The organism is Bradyrhizobium sp. LVM 105 (assembly GCF_003957705.1).
GTDB classification, from domain to species: Bacteria; Pseudomonadota; Alphaproteobacteria; order Rhizobiales; family Xanthobacteraceae; genus Bradyrhizobium; species Bradyrhizobium frederickii.
Genome location: NZ_QZMV01000015.1, coordinates 151,489 through 172,780, shown reverse-complemented (window position 1 = coordinate 172,780; position 21,292 = coordinate 151,489). Strand labels below are relative to the sequence as shown.

Here is a 21,292-nt window from a genome sequence, read left to right as displayed (position 1 = left end):
CAGTCGAAGCCGAAATCTCGAGATTCCGGGTTCGGCTCTGCGAGCCGCCCCGGAACGACGACGCTAGAAGGCCAACAAAAAAGGCCCCGCCTTTCGGCGGGGCCCCTCGTCGCCCTCTTATTATTCCTCGGCTATCAAGCGCACTATTCCTGGTCGCGCTGGCCGCCCTGCTGGCCGGGGCGATCGCCCTGGCGCATCGGATCGTTCTGCTGCTGCTGTCCGGGTTTCTGACCACCGCCCTGCTGCTGCCCGGGGCGCTGCTGGCCGGGGTTCTGACTCTGTTGGCCCGGATTCTGGTTCTGCTGCTTCGTCATTCGGGGAACTCCCTTGTTGGACGTCAGAGACGAGACAACGGTCGCCCCCCAGTTAGGTTGCCGGCGGAACCCGGTTTCTCGCACCTGCGGAACCCGGAACGCCAAATGAGCTCTGTACAAGACCTCCTGCCGCCGCGTGAGGTGTTGCAGCCATCAGTTCCCTGCTGTTACAAAACGTGCAGAATGCTAGCGGCTGCCGGGGCCCAAGAAAACCACCCTCCAACCCACTCTCCCAAGAGCTCGCTTTGAGCCCGCGTCAGGTTTGAGTACGGCAAGCCCATGGATTATTTCGCCCAGCAGCTCATCAACGGTCTCGTCCTAGGCTCGATCTACGGCCTGATCGCCATCGGCTATACGATGGTCTACGGCATCGTCGGCATGATCAACTTCGCCCATGGCGACGTCTTCATGATCGGCGGCTTCATCGCGCTGATCACCTTCCTTCTTCTGGTCTCGACCGGCCTGACCGCGGTCCCGGTGATCCTGCTTATCGTAATCCTGGTCTCGATGGCGATCACGGCCCTATATGGCTGGACCATCGAGCGCATCGCTTATCGTCCGCTGCGCCACTCCTTCCGCCTCGCCCCGATGCTGTCGGCGATCGGCATGTCCTTCGTGCTGACCAACTATTCGCAGGTGGCGCAAGGCGCGCGGGTGAAGCCAGTGCCGCCCGTGATCACCGGCGGCTACACGCTGCACGAGAGCGCCGACGGCTTCGTGATCCAGCTCTCCAACATCCAGATCGTGGTCGTCATCACCACGATCGTGCTGCTGGCGATCTTCACCTGGCTGGTGTCGCGCACCCGGCTGGGGCGCGATATGCGTGCCTGCGAGCAGGACCAGACCATGGCGGCGCTGCTCGGCGTCGACGTCGATCGCACCATCTCCATGACTTTCGTGATCGGCGCCGCGCTCGCCGCGGTCGCGGGCCTGATGTACCTGCTATATTACGGTCTCGTCGACTTCTTCATGGGCTTCGTCGCCGGCATCAAGGCGTTCACCGCCGCCGTGCTCGGCGGCATCGGCTCGCTGCCCGGCGCCATGCTCGGCGGCCTCGCGATCGGCCTGATCGAGACGTTCTGGTCGGCCTATTTCTCGGTCGAATACAAGGACGTCGCGGCGTTCTCGATCCTCATCGTGGTGCTGATCTTCATGCCGACCGGCCTGCTCGGTCGCCCCGAAGTCGAAAAAGTCTGACGGTCGCGCGTGGCAACTTCCTCACCCATGACTGCCAAACCTGCAACGGGCATCACCTCCATCCTGAAGACGGCTTTCGTCAACGCCCTGATCGCGCTGGTGCTGTTCTCGTTAATGGTCGGTATCCGCACCGAGGCGGGATCCGACGGCCAGCTCACCTACTGGACGCGCTTCGGCGAACTCGCCTCCCTCGTCGGGGCGGTGTTCGGCGGCTCGATCGTGATCGAGCTGCTACGGCAATGGATCGGCCCGACCGGTGCCGAGAAGCTGGTGCCGCCGGCGGTGCAGAGCGGCATGTCCTTTATCGGCCGCTACCTCGCGCCGGCACTTCTGATCTTTACGGTGCTGGTGCCCGTCATCTTCTATGACCAGCGTTACATCCTCGACCTCGCCATCCTCGTGCTCACCTATGTGATGCTGGGCTGGGGCTTGAACGTCGTGGTCGGGCTCGCCGGCCTGCTCGATCTCGGCTACGTCGCCTTCTATGCGGTCGGTGCCTATTCCTACGGGCTGCTTGCGACCAATTTCGGCTGGTCGTTCTGGATCTGCCTGCCACTCGCCGGCATCCTCGCGGCGTTCTGGGGCGTGCTTCTCGGCTTCCCCGTGCTGCGCCTGCGCGGCGACTATCTCGCCATCGTGACGCTCGCCTTCGGCGAGATCATCCGCCTCGTCATCATCAACTGGCAGGAGCTCACCGGCGGCCCCAACGGCGTCTCGGGCATTCCCCGCCCCTCCTTCTTCGGCATCCCGCTCGACAACAGCGACGACGGCCTTGCCGCCAAGCTCGGCATCGAATATTCGCCGACGCACCGCATCATCTTCCTGTTCTACCTGATCCTGGCGCTTGCGCTGCTCACCAACTGGGCGACGATCCGCCTGCGCCGCCTCCCCATCGGTCGGGCCTGGGAGGCCTTGCGCGAGGACGAGGTCGCCTGCCGCGCGCTCGGCATCAACACCACGACCACCAAGCTGACAGCGTTCGCGACGGGGGCCATGTTCGGCGGCTTTGCCGGCGCGTTCTTCGCCACCCGCCAGGGCTTCATCAGCCCGGAATCCTTTACCTTCCAGGAATCGGCGCTGGTGCTCGCCATCGTCGTTCTCGGTGGCATGGGCTCGCAGCTCGGGGTGGCGCTTGCCGCGCTCGCCATGATCGGCGGCTTCGAATTGTTCCGCGGCCTCGAGACCTACCGCATGCTGGTGTTCGGCATGTCCATGGTGCTGATCATGATCTGGCGGCCGCGCGGCCTCGTCGGCCACCGCGCACCCACCGTCTATCTGACCAAGGCGAAAGCGATCTCCTCCGACCTCGTCAAGGAAGGGCACGGATGAGCGGCGACAAGATTCTCAGCATCGACCGGCTCGCCATGCGATTCGGCGGCATCGTTGCCGTGCAGGACCTGTCTTTCGCCGCCGAGCGGAAGAAGATCACCGCGCTGATCGGGCCGAACGGCGCCGGCAAGACCACCGTGTTCAACTGCATCACCGGCTTCTACAAACCGAGCGGCGGGGCCATCCGCCTCACGCACGACGACGGCACGACGGTCGCGCTGGAGCGGCTGAGCGATTTCCGCATCGCCAAGCAGGCCAAGGTCGCACGCACCTTCCAGAACATCCGGCTGTTTCCCGGCATGACCGCGCTGGAGAACCTGATGGTGGCGCAGCACAACGCGCTGATGCGCGCCTCCGGATTCACCCTCCTCGGGCTGCTCGGCGTTCCGACCTATCGTGACGCCGAAAAGCGCGCCATCGACCTCGCCACCGACTGGCTCAAGCGGGTCAACCTGATCGACCGCGCCGACGATGCCGCCGGCAATTTCGCCTATGGCGACCAGCGCCGGCTCGAGATCGCGCGCGCAATGTGCACAGAGCCCGCGCTTCTGTGCCTGGACGAGCCCGCCGCTGGCCTCAACGCGCGCGAGAGCGCGGCCTTGAGCGAGCTTTTGCTCTCGATCCGCGACGAGCTCGGCACCTCGATCCTCCTGATCGAGCACGATATGTCGGTGGTGATGGAGATTTCCGACCACATCGTGGTGATGGACCATGGCGTCAAGATCGCGGAAGGCACGCCGCGCGACGTCCGCGACGATCCCAAGGTGATCGCGGCCTATCTCGGCGCCGACGAGGAAGAGGCGGCAGCCGTGATGGAGGGCGGAGCGTGACAACCTCTCCTCTGCTCGCGATCCAGGGCTTGCGCGCCGCCTACGGCAAGATCGAGGCACTGAAGGGCGTCGACGTCGCGATCAATGCCGGCGAGATCGTGGCGCTGATCGGCGCCAACGGCGCCGGCAAGTCGACGCTGATGATGACGATCTTCGGCAAGCCGCGCGCCCGGGCCGGCCAGATCCTGTACGAAGGCCGCGACATCACCAACGTCCCCACCCACGAGATCGCGCATTTGCGCATCGCGCAATCGCCGGAGGGCCGCCGCATCTTCCCGCGCATGAGCGTGGCGGAAAACCTCCAGATGGGGGCGGACGCCACCGAATGCACCGAGGCCGAACGCGAGGCGACGCTCCAGCGCGTCTTCACGCTGTTTCCACGGCTGAAGGAGCGCTATGACCAGCGCGGCGGAACCCTCTCCGGCGGCGAGCAGCAGATGCTGGCGATCGGCCGGGCCCTGATGAGCCGTCCGCGCCTGCTCCTGCTCGACGAGCCCTCGCTGGGCCTCGCGCCGCTGATCGCGCGCCAGATCTTCGATGCGATCCGCACCCTGAACCGGCAGGACGGCCTGACCGTCCTGATCGTCGAGCAGAACGCCAACCATGCCCTCAAGCTCGCCCATCGCGGCTACGTCATGGTCAATGGCCTGATCACGCTGGCCGGCACCGGCGCCGAATTGTTGCAGCGCCCTGAGATTCGCGCCGCCTATCTGGAAGGCGGCCGGCACGGCTGACCGAGCCACGCGCGGCCCCGCGTGCGGCCGAATGGGGCGAGATATCTGCGCCAATGCCCGTATTTTGCCGGTGACTTCTCCCGAGATTCATTCAAGAATGGCGCCGGTTTGGACCGGGCATGCCCGGCAACTTCCACAGGCGACCACCCGCGAGGTATCTCATGAAATCACTGAAGCTCATCGGTCTGGCATTCGGCGTATCGATCGCGCTGTCGAGCGCGGCGTTCGCGCAGGATGTCACCATCGCAGTCGCAGGTCCGATGACCGGCGGCGAGTCCGCCTTCGGCCGCCAGATGAAGAACGGCGCCGAAATGGCCGTGGCCGATATCAACGCCGCCGGCGGCGTCAACGGCAAGAAGCTCGCGCTTTCCGTCGAGGACGACGCTTGCGACCCGAAGCAGGCGCGCTCGATCGCCGAAAAGATCGCCGGCGCGAAAATCCCGTTCGTGGCCGGGCACTATTGCTCGTCGTCGTCGATCCCGGCTTCTGAAGCTTATGCCGACGGCAACGTGCTCCAGATCACGCCGGCCTCGACCAACCCGCTCTTCACCGAGCGCAAGCTCTGGAACGTGGCGCGCGTCTGCGGCCGTGACGATCAGCAGGGCCTGATCGCGGCGCAGTACATCGCCAAGAACTACAAGGGCAAGAACATCGCGATCCTCAACGACAAGACCACCTACGGCAAGGGTCTTGCGGACGAGACCAAGAAGGCGCTCAACAAGGCCGGCGTCACCGAGAAGATGTATGAGTCCTACAACAAGGGCGACAAGGACTTCAACGCGATCGTCTCGCGCTTGAAGCGCGACAACATCGACCTCGTCTATGTCGGCGGTTACCATCAGGAGAGCGGCCTGATCCTGCGTCAGATGCGCGACCAGGGCCTCAAGACCGTGCTGATGGCCGGCGACGCGCTCGCCGACAAGGAGTACGCCTCCATCACCGGCCCGGCCGGCGAAGGCACGCTGTTCACCTTCGGCCCCGATCCGCGCAACAAGCCGACCGCGAAGAAGATCGTCGAGGCTTTCAAGGCCAAGAACATCGATCCGGAGGGCTACACCCTCTACACCTACGCGGCGATGCAGGTGTGGTCGCAGGCGGCCAAGAAGGCCGGCACCACCGACGCCAAGAAGGTCATGGAAGCAATGAAGGCCGGCAAGTGGGACACCGTGATCGGGCCGATCGAGTATGACGCCAAGGGTGACATCAAGCTGCTCGATTACGTCGTCTACAAGTGGGACGCCAAGGGCGGCTACGCCCAGATCACGGGCAGCGGCACCTGAACGCGGCTCCGAGGCTCAAACCTCGCATGCAATCCTCACCAACGCCCCGGCTTGCCCGGGGCGTTTTTGTTTTTGCGGCAGGATCAGACGGCTGCGGGCAGCTCGCCGGCGGCCGCAGTCTGGGCCTTCCGAAGCGCTTGCAGGAGATCGTTCGGCCGAAACGGCTTTTGCAGGCAGATCACGTTGGCGAGGTGGGGCGACGCTTCCATGAAGTCCAGCGCCGTCATTCCGGACACCGCGACGATGGGGATCCCCGGCGCACGCTCGCGCAGGGCCGCGATGACGTCGATCCCGCTGGTATCGCCAAGGAAAATATCGACAATCGCTGCGTCAAAGCGGCCTTCCGCGAAGGTTTTCAGCCCGGCCGCGCCGCTGTCGGCCTCGGCAACCTCGTAATGGTTGACCCGTAGCACGATCGCGACCATCGCGCGCACGTCCTTCTGGTCGTCGATGATGAGAACGCGAGGCATGGGAACAACTCCCGCAGATCGATCAAATCGTATGATTCAAACCTGGAACCCGGCACCGTGGCAGGGCATTATGACACCGCGCAGTAAAGCGCATCTTACCCGATCCCTATTCCGCGTTCCCACCCCCATTAAGTAAACTGTAACCTTCGGTTGAGTCGTCGCTGCATCAGTTCACGACCCGTGCCCGGAACGGGCTACCGTGGAGGTCAAGACTGCCCGATCTTGGAACTGCGGAGATGCTCAAAACGGGTCTGCACGAGATGAACGCGCCTGCGATCGACCGAAGCACATTTCTTTCTACTCTGCCGGCCACGTCAACCGATCGGACCGCGGCATTGTGGATCGTCGGCATCTCGTCGATCCTGTTCGCATCGGCCGTTCCGTTCGCAGGTATCCCACTGCCGCCGGTCCCGGCCTTCGTCGCGAGTTATCAATCAGCCCTGGCCGTGAGCGACATCATCACGGCAGTGCTGCTGCTATCGCAGTTTTCGGTGTTGCGGACCCGTGCGCTGCTGTGGCTGTCGACCGGCTATCTCTTCACCGCCGCGGCGGCGCTGGTCCACGCCCTCACCTTCCCCGGCCTATTCACCCCGACCGGGCTGTTTGGCGCGGGCAGCCAGACCACCGTCTGGCTCTACATGATCTGGCACGGCGTCTTCCCGCTGTTCGTGCTCGGCTATGCCTGGCAGAAGGAAAAGGACGGCGGCCCCAGGATCCAGGGTCCGACCAGCACCGCGATCTGCGCCATCGCGCTCGGCGTCGTCGCGGCCATCGGTGCCTTTACCTGGATCGTCACCGCCCAGCACGATCTGCTGCCGGTTCTGCTCCGCGACGGCCGTTACACGGCGACCATGATCGGGGTCGTGTCCTTCGTGTGGTCGCTGAGCTTCGCCGCGCTCGTTTCGCTGTGGTTCCGCCGCCCGCATTCGGTGATCGACGTCTGGCTCATGGTCGTGATGTGCGCATGGCTGTTCGACGTCGCGCTGTCCGCGATCGTCAACGTCGCGCGCTTCGATCTCGGTTTCTACGCCGGCCGTCTCTACGGCCTCTGCGCGTCGAGCTTCGTGCTCGCGGTGCTGCTGATCGAGAACGTCCGCCTTCAGGTGCACACCGTCGGCCTCGTCGGCAGGCTGCGCCAGCAATCGGCCTCGGAACGCGACTACTACGGCAAGCGCCTCGCGCTGTACGGCGCCGTCGTCGAATCCTCCAACGATGCCATCATCACCAAGACGCTGGACGGCATCATCACCGGCTGGAACAAGGCCGCCGAGCATCTGTTCGGCTATTCCGCCGCGGAGGCCGTCGGACGGTCGATCGACATCATCGTGCCGCCGGACCGCAAGCACGAAGTCAGGAGCATCCTCAACCGGATCGCCAGCAACGAGTCGATCGCCCAGCACGAGACGGTGCGGATTCGGAAAGATGGCCGCCCGCTCGACGTCGTCCTGAATGTTTCGCCATTGAGATCGGACCACGGAGAGATCATCGGCGCCTCCAAGATCGCCCATGACATCACGGAGGAGAAAGAGGCGCGCGAGAAGCTGCGCCGCGAGACCGAGGAGCGCCAGCGCATCTTCGAGACCTCGCAGGACCTGATCCTGGTCACCGACGGTTTCGGCAATTTCGTCCAGGTCAGCCCGAGCGTGAAGAACATCCTCGGCTTCAACCCGGAAGACATGATCGGGCACAGCGCGACCGAGTTCATCCATCCTGACGACCTCGAGAAGACGCGGGAGGAGATGCGGGCGGCGCGGCGCGGCGCGGTCAAGCGCAGCTTCGAGGCGCGCTACTATCATTACGACGGTCACGAGGTCACGCTGAACTGGATGGGCACCTGGTCCGAGCCCGTGAAGCGCCATTTCTTCATCGGCCGGGATCTCACGGAGAAGCAGGCCGCCGAAGCCCAGTTCCGGCACGTCCAGAAGATGGACTCCATCGGCCAGTTGACCGGCGGTGTCGCCCACGATTTCAACAACGTGCTGACCGTCATCACCGGCACGATCGGCATCCTGGCCGACGCGGTCGCCGACCGCCCCGAGCTGGCTGCGATCACCAAGCTGATCGACGATGCCGCCGAGCGCGGCGCGCAGCTGACCAAGCATCTGCTGGCCTTCGCCCGCAAGCAGCCGCTCCAGCCCCGCGAGATCGACGTCAACGCGCTGGCGCTCGAAGCCGCCAAGCTACTGCACCCCACCCTGGGCGAGCAGATCACCATCGTGCCGCAGCTCACCGAAGATGCCTGGCCGACGCTGGTCGATCCCGGCCAATTGTCCACCGCGATCCTCAATCTCGCGCTGAACGCCCGTGACGCCATGCCCGAGGGCGGCACGCTGGTGCTGGAGACCCGCAACATCTTCCTCGACGACGGCTATGCCAGCATGAACCCCGACGTCGCCGCCGGCAATTACGTGATGATCGCGGTCAGCGACACCGGTTCCGGAATCCCGCCGGAGCTGATCGACCGCGTGTTCGATCCCTTCTTCACCACCAAGGAGGTCGGCAAGGGCACCGGGCTGGGCTTGAGCATGGTGTTCGGCTTCGTCAAGCAGTCCGGCGGCCACATCAAGATCTACAGCGAGCAAGGCCATGGCACGAGCGTGAAGATCTACCTGCCGCGCTCGAGCGGCGTGCAGGAGAGCGAGTTCGAGGCGCTGCAGAATGCGCCCGTCACCGGCGGCAACGAGAAGATCCTGATCGTCGAGGACGATGCGCTGGTGCGGCAATATGTGGTGACCCAGGTCAAGAGCCTCGGCTATACCGCGCTCGAGGCCGCCAACGGCGCCGAGGCCCTGACCATCCTCGACAACGACAAGACCATCGACCTGCTCTTCACCGACATCATCATGCCGGGCAACATGAACGGCCGTCAGCTGGCCGACGAAGCGGTCCGCCGCCGCCCCGATCTGAAGACGCTTTTCACATCGGGCTATACCGAGAATGCCATCGTCCATCACGGCCGGCTCGATTCCGGCGTGCTGCTGCTGGCGAAGCCCTACCGCAAGACCGAACTCGCCAAGATGCTCAGGACGGCACTGGCGAGTTGAGCCTGCGGCATCCGTGCGCTATCGCAAGGCGAGCTCCTTTCAGCGCACGAGGCCACCTTGAAGAATCTGCTCACCGACATTGCAGGGGTCCGCGTCGGCCATGCCGAGGATGCCAAAGTCGCCACCGGCACCACCGCGATCATCTTCGATTCCCCCGCGGTCGCGGCGATCGACGTGCGCGGCGGCGGTCCCGGCACGCGCGAGGACGCCCTGCTCGATCTCGCCAACACCGTCGAGCGGGTCGATGCGATCGCGCTGTCCGGCGGTTCCGCCTTCGGTCTCGATGCCGGCGGCGGCGTCCAGGCCTGGCTCGCCGAGCAGGGGCGCGGCTTCAGGGTTCGCGAAGCCCTGATCCCGATCGTGCCGGGCGCGATCCTGTTCGATCTGCTCAACGGCGGTGACAAGGCCTGGGGACGCTTCTCGCCCTATCGCGACCTCGGCTACGCCGCGGCCGCTGCCGCCGGCACCGACTTCGCGCTCGGCAGCGTCGGCGCTGGCCTCGGGGCCACCACCGCGACGTTCAAGGGCGGGCTCGGCTCGGCTTCGGCGGTGACACCTGATGGCGTGAAGGTCGCCGCGATCGTCGCCGTCAACGCGGTGGGCAGCGTTACCGTCGGTGACGGGCCGTGGTTCTGGGCGGCGCCGTTCGAGATCGGCGGCGAATTCGGCGGCCGCGGCCTGCCCGACACGTTCACCGACGACATGCTCCGCATGCGCATCAAGGGCGGTCCGGCGGCGAGCGCGCGGGAAAACACCACGATCGGCGCGGTCGTCACCGACGCGGTGCTGACCAAACCCCAGGCCAAGCGGCTGGCGATGATCGCGCACACCGGCTTCGCCCGCGCCATCTATCCGGTGCACGCACCGACCGATGGCGACGTGCTGTTCGCGGCGGCGACCGGCGAGAAGCCGATCGAGCCGCTGGTCGGCCTCACCGAGCTCGGCACCGTCGCCGCCAACGTGGTCGCGCGCGCGATCGGCCGCGCCGTGTACAGCGCGATCGCGCTGCCGTTCCCGGGGGCGCAGCCGGCGTGGAAGGACAGATTCGGCTAGAAACGAAACGGCTGATACGGCGTTACCCTGGCGGCTCCCAGGTGTACTGCCATGCCGTCTTACGTGGTCCGGTTCTTCCGCTATGCGCCCGACACGCGGGAGCTGGAGGTGACTTTCGTCAGCGGTCGTCTCTATGTCTACGAGGACGTTCCGCCCGAGGTCGCCGCAGCGTTCCGGGACGCGCGCTCAAAGGGCGCGTTCTTCAACCACGTAATCCGTGACCGCTATGTCTATCGTGACATCACGAACGAATATGCCGGCTGATCCGGATGCCGGTCAGACGCTCATCGACATCGACGAACCGGCCGCCGCCGAAGAGCCCTGGCCGCCTTGCTGCTGCATCAACTGCGCGAACAGATCATAGGCCGAATTGCGGGCGCTGGAGGCGCCCGGCACCGTCGTCGACATCTTGAAGCCGTCGGCATAGGTGACGGTGGTGGTGGTCGAGCCGTCGGCAGCGGTCGTCGTCGTCGAGGTCGATCCGCCGCTGGACTTCGACGAGGAATCCGATCCATCGCCCGAGCCGCCGGCACCTTGCGCCTGATGGTGGCCGTGGTGACCGCTCTTCAGGGCCTTCGACATCTCGTCGAGACTGACGTCGCCGTCGGAGTTCGCATCCAGCTTGGAGAACACGTCGTCGGCCTGCGCGAGGTTGGTCCCGCCTGCGCCCAGCGCGTCCTCGAACTCGGACTTGGTGATGCTGCCGTCGCCATCCGCATCGATCTGCGAGAACAGATCCTTGAGCGCAGCATCCCGGCCTTTCGACGTCGAGGTCGACGAAGTCGAGGTCGCCACGCTGCTGCCGTCGGACGATTGGCTCTGCGCGGCGATCAGCGCGCTCATCGTTTCCGGCGAAATCTGCGCGCAATTGCCCGAGTTGACCGACGAGGTCGCGCCGCTGGTCGTGTTGCTGCTGCCGCTGTCGATCGCGAACGGATTGGTCGCGCTCTGCGCCGATCCCGTCTTATGCGTCGAGGAGGACGATTTCGAGTTCGTCAGCGACTGAATCGCGTCGAGCGCACTCGATACGGCCCCGACGGCCCCAAGGGCAAACAACATTGCACAACTCCAACCGATGCGGCATGCCGCGGCCAATGTTCTGCAGGCGATGTCAGCAAGCGTCGTGCCAGCGCAAAAAGGTCAATGAAATCCGGCTCCGCCGCGCCTTGGACGGCCGGGGAACACCGGCAATTCGTGCCGGTCGCGGCAGAATTTTCCGCCCACAGCAAGCACGCCTGCCCTGCATTGCCCGCCATGGAGGCCCATGTTAGGCGAGGCCCATCTTTCACGGCCGCCACGGGAAACCGCCATGACCCAAGCCTTCGCCCCCCGCCCCCTGGCCATCGCGCCCTCGATTCTGGCTTCGGATTTCTCCAGGCTCGGCGAGGAGGTGCGCGCCGTGGACGCCGCCGGCGCCGACTGGATCCATCTCGACGTGATGGACGGTCACTTCGTTCCCAACATTTCCTACGGCCCCGACATCATCAAGGCGATGCGCCCGCACACCAAGAAGGTGTTCGACGCGCATCTGATGATCTCGCCGTGTGACCCCTATCTCGAGGCCTTTGCGAAAGCCGGCTGCGACCACATCACCGTGCATGCGGAGGCCGGTCCCCATCTGCACCGCTCCCTGCAGGCGATCCGCGCGCTCGGCAAGAAGGCCGGGGTCTCGCTCAATCCAGGCACGCCGGTCAGCGCGCTCGAATACGTGCTCGATCTCGTCGACCTCGTGCTGGTGATGTCGGTCAATCCCGGCTTCGGCGGCCAGGCCTTCATTCCCTCCGCGATCGGAAAGATCCGCGACATCCGCGCGATGACGGCGGGACGCCCGATCGACATCGAGGTCGATGGCGGGGTCGGCCCCGACGTCGCCAGCGCGCTCGCTGCGGCCGGCGCCAACGCCTTCGTCGCCGGCACATCCGTATTCCGGGGCGGCACGCAGGATGCCTACAAAGCCAACATCGCCGCGATCCGCAATGCGGCGTTGGGGGCCCGTGGCGAAGCCATCTGAGAACCATTCGCGGGGCCCGAACCGGCGCCACCGCCGCCGCGACCAAAGGCTATGAATGGAATTCGCGCCACCCCGTTTTCCGCAGGCTTGGAACGCCTGCGCGCCGAATCCCTGCAGGACGGAGAGCGGGTGATCTGGCAGGGCCAGCCCGACGGCGTCGCCCACATGATGATGTGGCGGTATCTTTGGTGGATCGGATTTCCCTGGCTGTTGCTGACCGTGATCGCCATCGACTTCGATTGGATCCGCGGCGCGGCCGAGCCTCTCGCGATGCTCGGCGTTGCGATGGTTGCGGCCCCGCTGGTGATGCTGCTTCAGGACCTGCAGACGCTCTATCTCATTACCGATCGCCGAGCGCTCATCTTGCGAACGGCCTGGGGCAGACGGACGGTGAGCCAAACGCCATTCCAGGCGATGGACCCGGATTTCGAAATCCTCGACATCGGCCGTGGCGCCGGTCACCTCAATTTCGCGTCGGGAAGGTCGACCCGCTCGCCCGATACCGACTATACTGGACGCTACGGATTTCGCTGTCTTCGAGAAGCGCCGCGCATACGGGAGATCCTCGAAGGTGCGCGCACGGGCGCGATGCGACAGCACGGAAAAAAAGTCGCGGCTTTTACGGGTGTTGCGACGCGCAATGCCTAAAATTGCAGTCTTGATCCGTACTCATCCGGACTTCACTGATTCGCGCAAATCACCGCAAGTGATTCCTGCCTGCTTTTGACGGGAGGACATCATGACGGCGATCCTGCTCTGGACTGGCGTAGCGTTGTGGTTGGCGTTCAATGCGGCGATTGCGGCCCGCAGCCTGCATGTGGCGCGACCGGTGAAGGCCAAGACCCCTGCCCGCGTCATCCAGCTTCATCGTCGTCGGGATTGAGCGCCATGCAGATCACACTCGTGAAGCGCCAGCCGAAGCGCAGGTGCCGGATCCCGCGCCGCCCACATCCGGGCCTTGATTATTTCTTCGGCCGCCTCGAGCGCCCCGCTGGGGCGATGGACGGCGACGTCAGGCTCGACACGACGGACCTCGATCATTCGCTGGCCTCGCAGCACTGACACTGACACTTTTTTTTCGGACTTACCCATGAAACCGCACTGCCCGAACTGCCTGAAGGAAATGACCAAGGCATCCGCGTCGCGTAACCTGTTCAATTGCGAGCCCTGCCGCGAGATCATTCAGTATTTCGGCGGCAGCGCGGATCACGGCGAGCCCGGCCCGCAATTCTCCTGGCCGATCCGCCGCAAGCGGCTCGCTCAGTCCGCCCACGCCTGATCCGCCCGTTCAAGTCGGCAGGCGGCCTATGCCGGTGCTTCGCCGGCATCGGACTCGCCGGCATCGCCAGCCATCCGCGGCGGCCGCACCACCGTGACGGTGCACCTGGCTTCCGAAGCGACCTTGGCCGATACGCTGCCGAGCAGCGTGCGCCTGAATGAGTCTTGCCGCGCTCCGATGATGACGTGGTCGACCTGGTTGACCTCGGCGAATTCCAGGATCGCGGCGGCGGGATCGACCGCCTCCAGCACATGGGCCGTCATCCGGCTCTCATCCAATTTGAGCGGCATCGCCCAATGCCGGAGCGCGACCAGGCGGTCGATATGCTTGTTGGACCCCTGCTCGTCCAAGGTACGGTCGACCGCGATCCGGCTCAGCTTGAGCACGTTGACGCAGGCGAGCCGCGCTGACGGCAGGGTCGCGAGGATGCGCTCGGTGGTCACGCGCAGCGCCTCGTTGAGCTCCGGTGCGCCTTCCACCGTGTCGAGCGCGACGGCGAGGATCGGGCTCGATGCGATCTGGGCGGCGACATCCGATTTCGCGCGCGGGGCCATGACGCCCAGATTGAACCGGCGACGCCAGGCGACGCTGAGCGGGTCGCGTTTGACCCGCTCCGAGCGCGTGGTGAGCTTGACCTGGTCGGGATGGGTGAGATCGAAGGCGAGCTGGGACGCCGTCGGATAGCGCCACACCGGCTCGATCTCGAGACACCGCAGCACCACCTCCTGGAGCCAGGCCGGATAGTCGGGGCGGAGCTTGCGCGGCGGATACGGATCGCGCCACAGCCGGCGCCGCATCGCGCGCAGTGTCTCGCCCTCGCCGAACGGCCGCTCGCCGGTGGTGAAGAAATACAGCAGCACGCCGAGCGAAAACAGATCGCTACGCGGATCGTCGCGCACGCCCGACAGCCGCTCGGGCGCCATGTAGGGCGCGGTGCCGTAAGGCAGGCGGAACTCCGCCTGCAACAGATCCGGCAGGTGGTTGTGGTGCGACAGGCCGTAATCAATCAGCACGGCCTCGCCGCTCTCGCGGAACATGATGCTGCTCGGCTTGATGTCGTGATGGATCACGTTCTGCCGGTGTAGATCGGCCAGCGCGCTCGCGATCCTGGCGACGAGCTGCCGCGCTTCGTCATAGGGCAGCGGCAGGTCGGGCAGCCGCTTGTAGAGCGTGGCGCCACCGATGCGCTCGATCACGACATAGGCCTGGTGCGCGAAATCGCCGGTGCCGAAACAGGTGGGGACGTGCGGGCCCGCAAGCCGCGGCAGGATCATCATCTCCATCTCGAAGGAGACGATCGCGGCGGGGTCCTCGCCCTCCGAGACCCGCGGGATCTTCATCAGCAGCGGCACGTCGATGCCGGGATGGGTGACGGTCCACAGCGTTGCCATGCCGCCGGCATGAACGCATTCGCCGATGGTGTAGCCATCGATCACCGCGCCGGATTTGACCAGAGGCTTCGGCATTGCCTTCAGCGCCCCTGCGAGAGCCGGTCGGCGAGCCAATGCGGCAGACCGTTGTCGCGAATTCTGCCCGCCGCGGTCGCGACGTCATAGGGCGCGCGGCAATAGGTGATCTGGCACGATTCGGTGTCGAACAAGACGAAAGCTGCCGACGGATCGCCGTCGCGGGGCTGGCCGACCGAGCCGAGCACGGCGAGCCATTGCCGTCCGCGCAAGAGCTGCACCGGGACGTCGGTCTTCGGCACGAAGCTCGTCATCTTCGCCGTCACCGACATCGAATAGAGCGCGGGACGATGAACATGGCCGCAGAACGTGACATGGGCCGGTGTCGCGATCAGGCTCTTGGCGGCCTCCACCGTCGAGCGGACATAGTGCCAGCGCTGGGGGTGTGAGGCTTCCGAATGCACAAAGAGCCGATCGCCGTCCTCGACCAGCATCGGCAATTCGGTCAGGAACCGCCGCTGCGCGGTGTCGAGCCGGCCGCGGGTCCATTCGATCGCGACCTGCGCCTCGGCGTTCATCGTCTCTGCGGAGGAATTGACCGCCTGGTCGTGATTGCCGCGCACGGCGACAGCACCTTGGGCAACGAGCTCCATCGCGGTATCCACAACCCATTCCGGATCGGCGCCATAGCCGACGAAATCGCCGAGCAGGACGAATTGCTCCGCGCCCTTCGCACGGGCGACCTTCAGGCAGGCCTCGAAGGCCTGCCTGTTGCCATGGATATCCGAAAAGACAGCTAGGAGCACACACCCTCCACCCTCGAATTCTTATTGAAGGCCGACAGGGCCAAATTGAGGGAGGTCAAGAAGATGCGCCAGCGCCGCGCGGATTACCAGCGCCCTGCGGGCGATGGTGACGAGCCTATTGCTCGTCCTTCGGGGGCATTCGGGGCGGCGGCAGCGGGGTGAACACGGCGCCTTGCGCACCGGCCGGCGGAGCGATGAACTCGCCGGTCGAGGAATCGCCGCCGGTCGTCTCCAAGATCGTCTTGGGCGTCACATATTCGCGGACCATGTCGATGATGCTTCCATCGCCGCCGCCGAAATCGGCGGCGCGGCCGCCTTGCGGATGTCCGAGCGCGATCTCGTTCTCCGCGGCATGGGTCTTGTCGGCGAGCCTGTCGTTGTAGGGCACGCGGAAGGCCCGCGGGATGCCGCTCGGGCGATTGTCCTCGTCGAGCTGCTCGACCCAGAGATAGATCGAGCCGGGATCGCCCTGAAGCGAATGCGGCTCGACGATGCGGGCCTTCAGCAGCTTGAAGGTCGCCGGCAGCCGGTCGGAACTGGCCCAGCCGAGCAGCCCGCGCATCTCGGTGAAGCTGACGACATAGAAGGCGCTGGTCACGATCACCGCGACCGCCTTCAGCGACCAGTGCAGGCGTGCATAGACCAGCACGACCAGCAGCAGCGCGCCGATCACGGCGTAGGCGACCGACAGCGTCAGGATGACTGTCTGCAGATCAGTCACGGCGTATCCTCATAGGATTCCTGCTCACTCCTGTCCGCGGGTCGAGATCGGCGCCGTTGCGCCAGCCGCTGCGGAACGTCTCCAGCAGCGATTTCGGCCGCTGGTCCACGTTGACGACCTTGCCCTCGTCATCGATCCGGAACCGGACCGCGGTCTTCTCGTCGCCGGTGTGATCAAGCGTGAACTTGTTGTCGAACACCACCTGCGCCGTCGGATTGAGCTTCTGCACCTTCACGCTGGCCGTCACGGGCTCACCGGTCGTCGCCACGAAATGCGAGATGTTGACGGTGTATTCGCCGGCGAGGATGCCGCGCACCGTGACGATCTCCTCGCGGATCGGCGAGGCGATCTTCTTGCCGGCGACCATGATGAAGTCGTTGGCCCCGCCGCGGTCGTCGCGGTCGAGGGTGAGGAAGCCGGCCTCGCGGTGGCGGTACCAGGCGATGTTGCCGGCGGGATCCTGCACGAACAGGTCGAGATCGTCGGGGTGATTGTCCGGCCAGTCCAGCGTGATCATGAACTCGGCCTTGGAGTCGATCTTGCCTTCCTTGGCGTCCGGAGAGACCGCGAGCAGCGCCAGGAAGAACAGGAACGCGATCACCTGGAGCGCCTTGAACAGCATCACGCCCAGGGGGTCGAACGGCTCCTCGCGCGGATAGAGACCGAAATCATCCATCATGGCGGGGTGGCGCCCTTGATTGCCGCGCCCTTGCGCTCGAGCACCGGCGTCACATAGGTCTCGGTCAGCACCACCGCATCCGAGAACACGCGCTGGGTCGCCGCATCCAGCATGTAATACTGGATGCGGACCAGGATCGAGCCGACGAGGCCGGCGAGCGTCGTGTACATCGCGACCGCCATGCCGTCGCTCATCAGCCCCATCGAGGAGCGCATCGCGACCTTGTCGGCGGCATCGAGCCCCGCGATCGGTGCCAGCATGATGATGAAGCCGATGATAGTGCCGAGCAGGCCGAGCTTCATCAGCGTGTCCGAGACGAAGGCGCCGAACCCGTTGGAGCCGCGCAGCCGATCGGCGAGCGTTCGCAGCAGCAGCGTCTGATCCACCGGGCGATAATCCTGCGCCGCGGCCTTGGTCACCAGGCTTTCGATGTGATCCCGCACCAGCCCGCGCGGCAACGCCGCCGCACGCGCATCGAGCACCTTGCCGCCATCGGGGGCCGCGAGCGCCGCCCGGCAACGCCGCGCCGCCGCGCCCTCTCGCGCGATCGCCCGCGTGCGCAGGAAGCAATGGCCGCAGGTGACGACGTAGAGCAGCGCGATGACGCTGGAGATGTAGGTGCGGTCAGAGGTCAGCATCAGATGGATCAAACCGAACCGCCACAGCAGCACGACGGCGAAGATCGAGAGCCCGGTGAAGATCATCCAGAACAGCAGCGCGCTGCGCTCGGACGGGTCGGTCGCGGCCGACGCGATCGGTCCAATCGTCATCGAACTCATGCTGCAACGCTCCTCGGGCCGCAACGATTGGCCCATCAAGATTTCCACCCGATTAGATCAAAGCGGCCGTATCAGGTCCAAAGACCCATGCCCAATCCGGCTTGGGAAATTTGCCCGAGCTGCAATCCCTGCCGAACCCCGCAATTGGCAAGGCGCGGCGGCGTTGTTAGGCTGACCTTATCAAACGTCGAGGGTGATCGCATGCGCCTCGTGCTTCAGCTTGTCGCCCGTCTGCTGCTCATCGTGGCCCTGTGCCTTGGCGCGGCAACCATTTGGGCCACGTTCGATGCCTATCGCAGCGTCGATCGGTCGACCGCAGCCTCGGCGCAGCGGGTCGCGCAGGCGCTTCAGGCGCTTTATTGGCGCGAGCTTTTGTTGCGTAGCAGCAGGGCCCGCGAGCATATCCTGCCCGTTCCGGACTGGCGCACCCTGGAGACCATGAAGCTGATCGCGCCCGGCGTCTGCGTCGAGTTCCAGCCCGCCGCGGCATTCGAGAAGCCGCTCTGCGGCCAGAGCGAGGGGCTGGGCAAGACTCCGCCGCGCTGGTTCGCCGCCGTCGTGCCGATTTTCCTCGGCAGCCACGCCGAGGTGGTGCGGCCCGTCAGTCCCCGCGCCGCTTCCGCCGGTACGGTGGTCGCGACGCCCGATGCCGCCGCCGCGATCTCGCTCGCCTGGGAATACATCCTCAACGTGATCGATGTGGCGCTGTTGATGGCGGCGGCGATCGCACTGCTGGCATCGCTCGCGATTGCGCATGCGCTGGCCCCGGCGCGCGCGATCGTGACGGCGCTGCAGCGCATGGCGCGCGGACAATATCGCACCAGACTGCCGCGCTTCCGCTCGATGGAGCTGGCGATGATCGGCGGCGCCGTCGAGGAGCTCGGCGACCGCCTGGAGGAAGCCACCGAGCAGCGCGCCGCGCTGACGCGGCGCCTGATCGAGATCCGCGAGGACGAGCGCCGCGCCCTCGCCCGCGAGCTGCACGACGAGTTCGGGCAGAATCTGTCCGCCATTCTCGCCTTCGCCAACACGATCGAGACGGCGAGCAAGAAGGGAAACGCCGACATCGGCATCGCCCAGGATGCGCGCATGATCTCGCAGGCCACCCATCACCTGATGGCCTCGCTCCGCGATGCGCTGAAGCGTCTGCGCAATCCTCTGCCCGAGGAGCTCGGGCTCGAGGCGAGCCTCGTCAATCTCGTCGACAGCTGGCGCTCGCAGAGCGCGGCGCGGCCGACGATCCGGCTCGACCTCAGAGGCGACCTGACGGACGTGCGGGGAGCGGCCGCCACCACAGCCTATCGCGTGGCGCAGGAATGCCTGACCAACGCGCTGCGTCACAGCGCGGCGCGCGAGATTTCCTTGCGCATCGAACGCCGGACCGGCGACGACAACGCGCTGCTGATCCGGGTCGAGGACGACGGCGGCGGCGATGCGGAGCGCGTCGCACAGTCGGCCGGCTTCGGCCTGACCGGCATCCGCGAGCGCGTCAATGCGGCCGGCGGATCGCTCTCGATCCAGCCTGCCCGCGGCGGCCTCAGCGTCGCCGCCACCATCCCGCTCGCCGCGTGAGGCCGACATGAGCGAGGTGGCAGCAACAGGCATCTCCGTGCTGCTGGTCGACGACCATCCAATCGTCCGGCAAGGCTACCGGCGCGTGCTGGAAAGCCAGGGCGATCTGCACGTCGTGGCGGAAGCCGACAACGCCGCGGACGCCTATGGCGCCTTCAAGGCGCACGACCCCGATGTCGTGGTGCTCGACATCTCGATGCCGGGCGCGAGCGGGCTGGAGGCGATCCGCAACATCCGCGCGCGCAGCCCGCGGGCGCGGATCCTCGTCTTCACCATGCACAACGAGGCCGTGCTGGTGAAAGCCGCCTTCAGCGCCGGCGCCAGCGGCTTCGTCACCAAGAGCAGCGAGCCGTCCGCCGTGGTCGGCGCCATCCGGGCCGTCGCCCGCGGCGAACGTGCCATGAGCGACGACATCGCGCATGTCCTCGCCGAGGACAGCCTGTCGTCGGGTTCAGTGCTGGATCAGTTGGGGGAACGCGAGATCGAGATCCTGCGCCAGTTCGCCGGCGGCGCCACCACCGAGCAGATCGCGGCGCATCTCAATCTCAGTGTGAAGACGGTGCAGAACTATCACTACCTGATCAAGACCAAGACCGGCGCACGCACGGATGCGCAGCTGGTGCGGCTCGCCGCGACGTGCGGTCTGACGAGGATCTAGCAGCAGAGCTGCCGCACCGGTTTGGCCCCCGAAGCTTCTCAATCTGCCGAACGAAATTGGAACGGAGACCATCCGGCTCCGGTTAACCCGGCAATGAAGGAGTACAGGGTCATGAGTAAGGGTCATCACAAGTCAGTCGACCATCCCCCCATTATCACGGTAGGCGAGCTGATCGACGAACTCTGCCGCCTGCCCGACACCGCCGCCGTCCACTTCCGCTGCCCGATGCTCGATCAAGAGCTGACATTCTACCGTCTTCGAAAGCGGTCAAAAGACGCCGTCGAGATCGCGGTCAATGTATATCCGGAGAGTCCGCCGGTCGTGCCATCGTCCGATCCTGCCCTCCAAGCGCGAAGACATTCGGCTTCATCGCCCTCGCTTCAAAACGGCGCCCTTCTTCACAAGGCGAGAGGTTGATCGGCCGCACCGCGAATTGCGCACCGCGAATTGAATGAGTCCTGCGGCTTTAGGCCGCCTTCAGACCGCGCAGCAGCAGCGCCAGCGTCGCGTCGACGCGCGCGGGAAGATCGGCATCCTTCCACTCCTCGGCATGAGCCGGATGGTGGAAACGGACGGTCGCATCGAAGATCGCGCGCGCCGTGATCTTCGTGTCGGCGACGTCAAACACGCCCTGCTTCACGCCGTCGCCCAGGATCGCCGCGATCTGGTCGATCATGGTGTCCTTGTGACACTTCACGGCCGCACAGGCCTCGCGCGCCAGCGTCAGGTAGGTCTCGAACATTTCGGGGTCGTCGAGGACGCGCGAACGCTTGGCAGCGAACAGCGTGCGCAGCCAGCGCGCGAGCCTGTCCGGCGCCGGGCCCTGCTCCTCGACGATGGCGCGCAACGGCGTGTCGATGCGGTCCAGCCAGCGCTTGGCGACGGCCTCGCGCAGCGAGGCCTTGCTCGGGAAATGGCGGTAGACGCTGCCGTGGCTCACATCGAGCGCACGGGCCACGTCGACCACGGTGGCCTTGGCAAGTCCAAACCGCCTGAGCACGTCCTCGGTAACGTCGAGAATCCGCTCCGGCGTCAAGACAACAGCTTCATTCATGCCAGCACCATGTTCCCGTTCGGGCTCAGTTTCCCGGCAGTAGGGCTGCTTCCGAAGCGCCCTGGCCGGTCGTTTC

Annotated in this window: 25 protein-coding genes; 16 read left to right on the top strand and 9 right to left on the bottom strand. The window is 65.5% G+C overall.

Annotated elements, in window-relative coordinates:
- Positions 1 to 143: 143 nt before the first annotated feature.
- On the bottom strand, positions 144 to 314 hold the full coding sequence (locus D6B98_RS40210; protein ID WP_164718993.1) for a hypothetical protein: 171 nt from the start codon (positions 312 to 314) through the stop codon (positions 144 to 146).
- A gap of 279 nt (positions 315 to 593) precedes the next feature.
- Here D6B98_RS40210 and D6B98_RS31485 point away from each other — a divergent pair, with 279 nt between their 5' ends.
- The 5 genes from D6B98_RS31485 to D6B98_RS31465 all read left to right on the top strand — a co-directional run bounded on the left by D6B98_RS31485 (position 594) and on the right by D6B98_RS31465 (position 5,684).
- Positions 594 to 1,511 (top strand): ABC transporter permease subunit, encoded by a 918-nt coding sequence (locus D6B98_RS31485; RefSeq protein WP_126260905.1) that lies wholly within the window; start codon positions 594 to 596, stop codon positions 1,509 to 1,511.
- Between the two features lie 27 nt (positions 1,512 to 1,538).
- Positions 1,539 to 2,840, top strand: coding sequence for a high-affinity branched-chain amino acid ABC transporter permease LivM (gene livM, locus D6B98_RS31480; RefSeq protein WP_126260904.1), 1,302 nt, complete (start codon positions 1,539 to 1,541; stop codon positions 2,838 to 2,840).
- Positions 2,837 to 3,670, top strand: a complete 834-nt coding sequence (locus D6B98_RS31475; protein WP_126260903.1) for an ABC transporter ATP-binding protein — start codon at positions 2,837 to 2,839, stop codon at positions 3,668 to 3,670. The genes livM and D6B98_RS31475 overlap by 4 nt, the downstream gene beginning before the upstream one ends.
- On the top strand, positions 3,667 to 4,404 hold the full coding sequence (locus tag D6B98_RS31470) for an ABC transporter ATP-binding protein (RefSeq protein ID WP_126260902.1): 738 nt from the start codon (positions 3,667 to 3,669) through the stop codon (positions 4,402 to 4,404). Before D6B98_RS31475 ends, D6B98_RS31470 begins: the two co-directional genes overlap by 4 nt.
- Before the next feature lie 161 nt (positions 4,405 to 4,565).
- Positions 4,566 to 5,684 (top strand): branched-chain amino acid ABC transporter substrate-binding protein, encoded by a 1,119-nt coding sequence (locus tag D6B98_RS31465; protein ID WP_126260901.1) that lies wholly within the window; start codon positions 4,566 to 4,568, stop codon positions 5,682 to 5,684.
- 83 nt (positions 5,685 to 5,767) lie between these two features.
- On the opposite strand, the gene D6B98_RS31460 is transcribed toward D6B98_RS31465, so the two are convergent.
- Complete coding sequence (locus tag D6B98_RS31460) at positions 5,768 to 6,154, bottom strand: response regulator (protein WP_164718992.1); 387 nt, start codon at positions 6,152 to 6,154, stop codon at positions 5,768 to 5,770.
- Between the two features lie 236 nt (positions 6,155 to 6,390).
- Between D6B98_RS31460 and D6B98_RS31455 the strand changes: the two genes are divergently transcribed.
- Genes D6B98_RS31455 through D6B98_RS31445 form a run of 3 tightly spaced genes read left to right on the top strand, consistent with a single transcriptional unit; the run spans position 6,391 to position 10,515 of the window.
- Positions 6,391 to 9,198 carry a PAS domain S-box protein gene (locus D6B98_RS31455; RefSeq protein ID WP_126260900.1) on the top strand — a complete coding sequence of 936 codons (2,808 nt, stop codon included), beginning with the start codon at positions 6,391 to 6,393 and terminating at the stop codon, positions 9,196 to 9,198.
- Between the two features lie 57 nt (positions 9,199 to 9,255).
- A complete protein-coding gene (locus D6B98_RS31450; RefSeq protein WP_126260899.1) occupies positions 9,256 to 10,251 on the top strand; it encodes a P1 family peptidase in 996 nt (331 codons plus the stop codon).
- Between the two features lie 51 nt (positions 10,252 to 10,302).
- The gene (locus D6B98_RS31445) at positions 10,303 to 10,515 is read left to right on the top strand and encodes a KTSC domain-containing protein (protein WP_126260898.1); all 213 of its coding nucleotides are present in this window, start codon (positions 10,303 to 10,305) and stop codon (positions 10,513 to 10,515) included.
- Between the two features lie 12 nt (positions 10,516 to 10,527).
- Here D6B98_RS31445 and D6B98_RS31440 read toward each other — a convergent pair whose 3' ends face one another.
- Entirely contained in the window at positions 10,528 to 11,310 is a 783-nt protein-coding gene (locus tag D6B98_RS31440) for an EF-hand domain-containing protein (RefSeq protein WP_126260897.1), read from the bottom strand.
- Positions 11,311 to 11,560: 250 nt separating this feature from the next.
- On the opposite strand from D6B98_RS31440, the gene rpe reads away from it, so the two are divergent.
- The 5 genes from rpe (at position 11,561) to D6B98_RS31425 (ending at position 13,541) form a co-directional block, all read left to right on the top strand.
- A complete protein-coding gene (gene rpe, locus D6B98_RS31435) occupies positions 11,561 to 12,262 on the top strand; it encodes a ribulose-phosphate 3-epimerase (RefSeq protein WP_126260896.1) in 702 nt (233 codons plus the stop codon).
- Between the two features lie 87 nt (positions 12,263 to 12,349).
- Entirely contained in the window at positions 12,350 to 12,910 is a 561-nt protein-coding gene (locus D6B98_RS31430) for a hypothetical protein (RefSeq protein ID WP_245481502.1), read from the top strand.
- 91 nt (positions 12,911 to 13,001) lie between these two features.
- Complete coding sequence (locus D6B98_RS40205; RefSeq protein WP_164718991.1) at positions 13,002 to 13,145, top strand: hypothetical protein; 144 nt, start codon at positions 13,002 to 13,004, stop codon at positions 13,143 to 13,145.
- Between the two features lie 5 nt (positions 13,146 to 13,150).
- A complete protein-coding gene (locus tag D6B98_RS40200; RefSeq protein WP_164718990.1) occupies positions 13,151 to 13,324 on the top strand; it encodes a hypothetical protein in 174 nt (57 codons plus the stop codon).
- Positions 13,325 to 13,352: 28 nt separating this feature from the next.
- Positions 13,353 to 13,541 carry a hypothetical protein gene (locus tag D6B98_RS31425; protein ID WP_126260894.1) on the top strand — a complete coding sequence of 63 codons (189 nt, stop codon included), beginning with the start codon at positions 13,353 to 13,355 and terminating at the stop codon, positions 13,539 to 13,541.
- 26 nt (positions 13,542 to 13,567) lie between these two features.
- Here the strand turns inward: D6B98_RS31425 and D6B98_RS31420 are convergent, their stop codons facing one another.
- The 5 genes from D6B98_RS31420 to D6B98_RS31400 all read right to left on the bottom strand — a co-directional run bounded on the left by D6B98_RS31420 (position 13,568) and on the right by D6B98_RS31400 (position 17,932).
- Positions 13,568 to 15,007, bottom strand: a complete 1,440-nt coding sequence (locus D6B98_RS31420) for a bifunctional serine/threonine-protein kinase/universal stress protein (RefSeq protein WP_126260893.1) — start codon at positions 15,005 to 15,007, stop codon at positions 13,568 to 13,570.
- Positions 15,008 to 15,012: 5 nt separating this feature from the next.
- Positions 15,013 to 15,753, bottom strand: coding sequence for a metallophosphoesterase family protein (locus tag D6B98_RS31415; protein ID WP_126260892.1), 741 nt, complete (start codon positions 15,751 to 15,753; stop codon positions 15,013 to 15,015).
- Between the two features lie 115 nt (positions 15,754 to 15,868).
- A complete protein-coding gene (locus D6B98_RS31410; RefSeq protein ID WP_126260891.1) occupies positions 15,869 to 16,474 on the bottom strand; it encodes a hypothetical protein in 606 nt (201 codons plus the stop codon).
- Positions 16,467 to 17,153 carry a DUF2135 domain-containing protein gene (locus tag D6B98_RS31405; protein WP_126260890.1) on the bottom strand — a complete coding sequence of 229 codons (687 nt, stop codon included), beginning with the start codon at positions 17,151 to 17,153 and terminating at the stop codon, positions 16,467 to 16,469. The genes D6B98_RS31410 and D6B98_RS31405 overlap by 8 nt, the downstream gene beginning before the upstream one ends.
- Positions 17,150 to 17,932, bottom strand: a complete 783-nt coding sequence (locus tag D6B98_RS31400) for a MotA/TolQ/ExbB proton channel family protein (protein ID WP_126260889.1) — start codon at positions 17,930 to 17,932, stop codon at positions 17,150 to 17,152. Before D6B98_RS31400 ends, D6B98_RS31405 begins: the two co-directional genes overlap by 4 nt.
- Positions 17,933 to 18,133: 201 nt before the next feature.
- Here D6B98_RS31400 and D6B98_RS31395 point away from each other — a divergent pair, with 201 nt between their 5' ends.
- From D6B98_RS31395 to D6B98_RS31385, 3 genes are all read left to right on the top strand, one after another.
- The gene (locus D6B98_RS31395) at positions 18,134 to 19,504 is read left to right on the top strand and encodes a sensor histidine kinase (protein ID WP_126260888.1); all 1,371 of its coding nucleotides are present in this window, start codon (positions 18,134 to 18,136) and stop codon (positions 19,502 to 19,504) included.
- Between the two features lie 7 nt (positions 19,505 to 19,511).
- Positions 19,512 to 20,162 carry a response regulator gene (locus D6B98_RS31390; protein ID WP_126260887.1) on the top strand — a complete coding sequence of 217 codons (651 nt, stop codon included), beginning with the start codon at positions 19,512 to 19,514 and terminating at the stop codon, positions 20,160 to 20,162.
- A 111-nt stretch (positions 20,163 to 20,273) separates the two neighbouring features.
- Positions 20,274 to 20,579 carry a hypothetical protein gene (locus tag D6B98_RS31385; protein ID WP_126260886.1) on the top strand — a complete coding sequence of 102 codons (306 nt, stop codon included), beginning with the start codon at positions 20,274 to 20,276 and terminating at the stop codon, positions 20,577 to 20,579.
- Between the two features lie 49 nt (positions 20,580 to 20,628).
- On the opposite strand, the gene D6B98_RS31380 is transcribed toward D6B98_RS31385, so the two are convergent.
- A complete protein-coding gene (locus tag D6B98_RS31380) occupies positions 20,629 to 21,216 on the bottom strand; it encodes a TetR/AcrR family transcriptional regulator (RefSeq protein WP_126260885.1) in 588 nt (195 codons plus the stop codon).
- Positions 21,217 to 21,292: the final 76 nt, after the last annotated feature.

What these genes read in the sequence shown, in the direction of transcription:
- D6B98_RS31465 (WP_126260901.1), top strand. Translation starts at nt 4,566, where the DNA reads ATGAAATCACTGAAGCTCATCGGTCTGGCATTCGGCGTATCGATCGCG.
- rpe (WP_126260896.1), top strand. Translation starts at nt 11,561, where the DNA reads ATGACCCAAGCCTTCGCCCCCCGCCCCCTGGCCATCGCGCCCTCGATT.
- D6B98_RS31395 (WP_126260888.1), top strand. Translation starts at nt 18,134, where the DNA reads ATGCGCCTCGTGCTTCAGCTTGTCGCCCGTCTGCTGCTCATCGTGGCC.
- D6B98_RS31460 (WP_164718992.1), bottom strand. Translation starts at nt 6,154, where the DNA reads ATGCCTCGCGTTCTCATCATCGACGACCAGAAGGACGTGCGCGCGATG.
- livM (WP_126260904.1), top strand. Translation starts at nt 1,539, where the DNA reads ATGACTGCCAAACCTGCAACGGGCATCACCTCCATCCTGAAGACGGCT.
- D6B98_RS31400 (WP_126260889.1), bottom strand. Translation starts at nt 17,932, where the DNA reads ATGAGTTCGATGACGATTGGACCGATCGCGTCGGCCGCGACCGACCCG.
- D6B98_RS31475 (WP_126260903.1), top strand. Translation starts at nt 2,837, where the DNA reads ATGAGCGGCGACAAGATTCTCAGCATCGACCGGCTCGCCATGCGATTC.
- D6B98_RS31440 (WP_126260897.1), bottom strand. Translation starts at nt 11,310, where the DNA reads ATGTTGTTTGCCCTTGGGGCCGTCGGGGCCGTATCGAGTGCGCTCGAC.
- D6B98_RS31445 (WP_126260898.1), top strand. Translation starts at nt 10,303, where the DNA reads ATGCCGTCTTACGTGGTCCGGTTCTTCCGCTATGCGCCCGACACGCGG.
- D6B98_RS31485 (WP_126260905.1), top strand. Translation starts at nt 594, where the DNA reads ATGGATTATTTCGCCCAGCAGCTCATCAACGGTCTCGTCCTAGGCTCG.
- D6B98_RS31425 (WP_126260894.1), top strand. Translation starts at nt 13,353, where the DNA reads ATGAAACCGCACTGCCCGAACTGCCTGAAGGAAATGACCAAGGCATCC.
- D6B98_RS31455 (WP_126260900.1), top strand. Translation starts at nt 6,391, where the DNA reads ATGCTCAAAACGGGTCTGCACGAGATGAACGCGCCTGCGATCGACCGA.
- D6B98_RS31420 (WP_126260893.1), bottom strand. Translation starts at nt 15,007, where the DNA reads ATGCCGAAGCCTCTGGTCAAATCCGGCGCGGTGATCGATGGCTACACC.
- D6B98_RS40205 (WP_164718991.1), top strand. Translation starts at nt 13,002, where the DNA reads ATGACGGCGATCCTGCTCTGGACTGGCGTAGCGTTGTGGTTGGCGTTC.
- D6B98_RS40200 (WP_164718990.1), top strand. Translation starts at nt 13,151, where the DNA reads ATGCAGATCACACTCGTGAAGCGCCAGCCGAAGCGCAGGTGCCGGATC.
- D6B98_RS31390 (WP_126260887.1), top strand. Translation starts at nt 19,512, where the DNA reads ATGAGCGAGGTGGCAGCAACAGGCATCTCCGTGCTGCTGGTCGACGAC.
- D6B98_RS40210 (WP_164718993.1), bottom strand. Translation starts at nt 314, where the DNA reads ATGACGAAGCAGCAGAACCAGAATCCGGGCCAACAGAGTCAGAACCCC.
- D6B98_RS31405 (WP_126260890.1), bottom strand. Translation starts at nt 17,153, where the DNA reads ATGATGGATGATTTCGGTCTCTATCCGCGCGAGGAGCCGTTCGACCCC.
- D6B98_RS31380 (WP_126260885.1), bottom strand. Translation starts at nt 21,216, where the DNA reads ATGAATGAAGCTGTTGTCTTGACGCCGGAGCGGATTCTCGACGTTACC.
- D6B98_RS31385 (WP_126260886.1), top strand. Translation starts at nt 20,274, where the DNA reads ATGAGTAAGGGTCATCACAAGTCAGTCGACCATCCCCCCATTATCACG.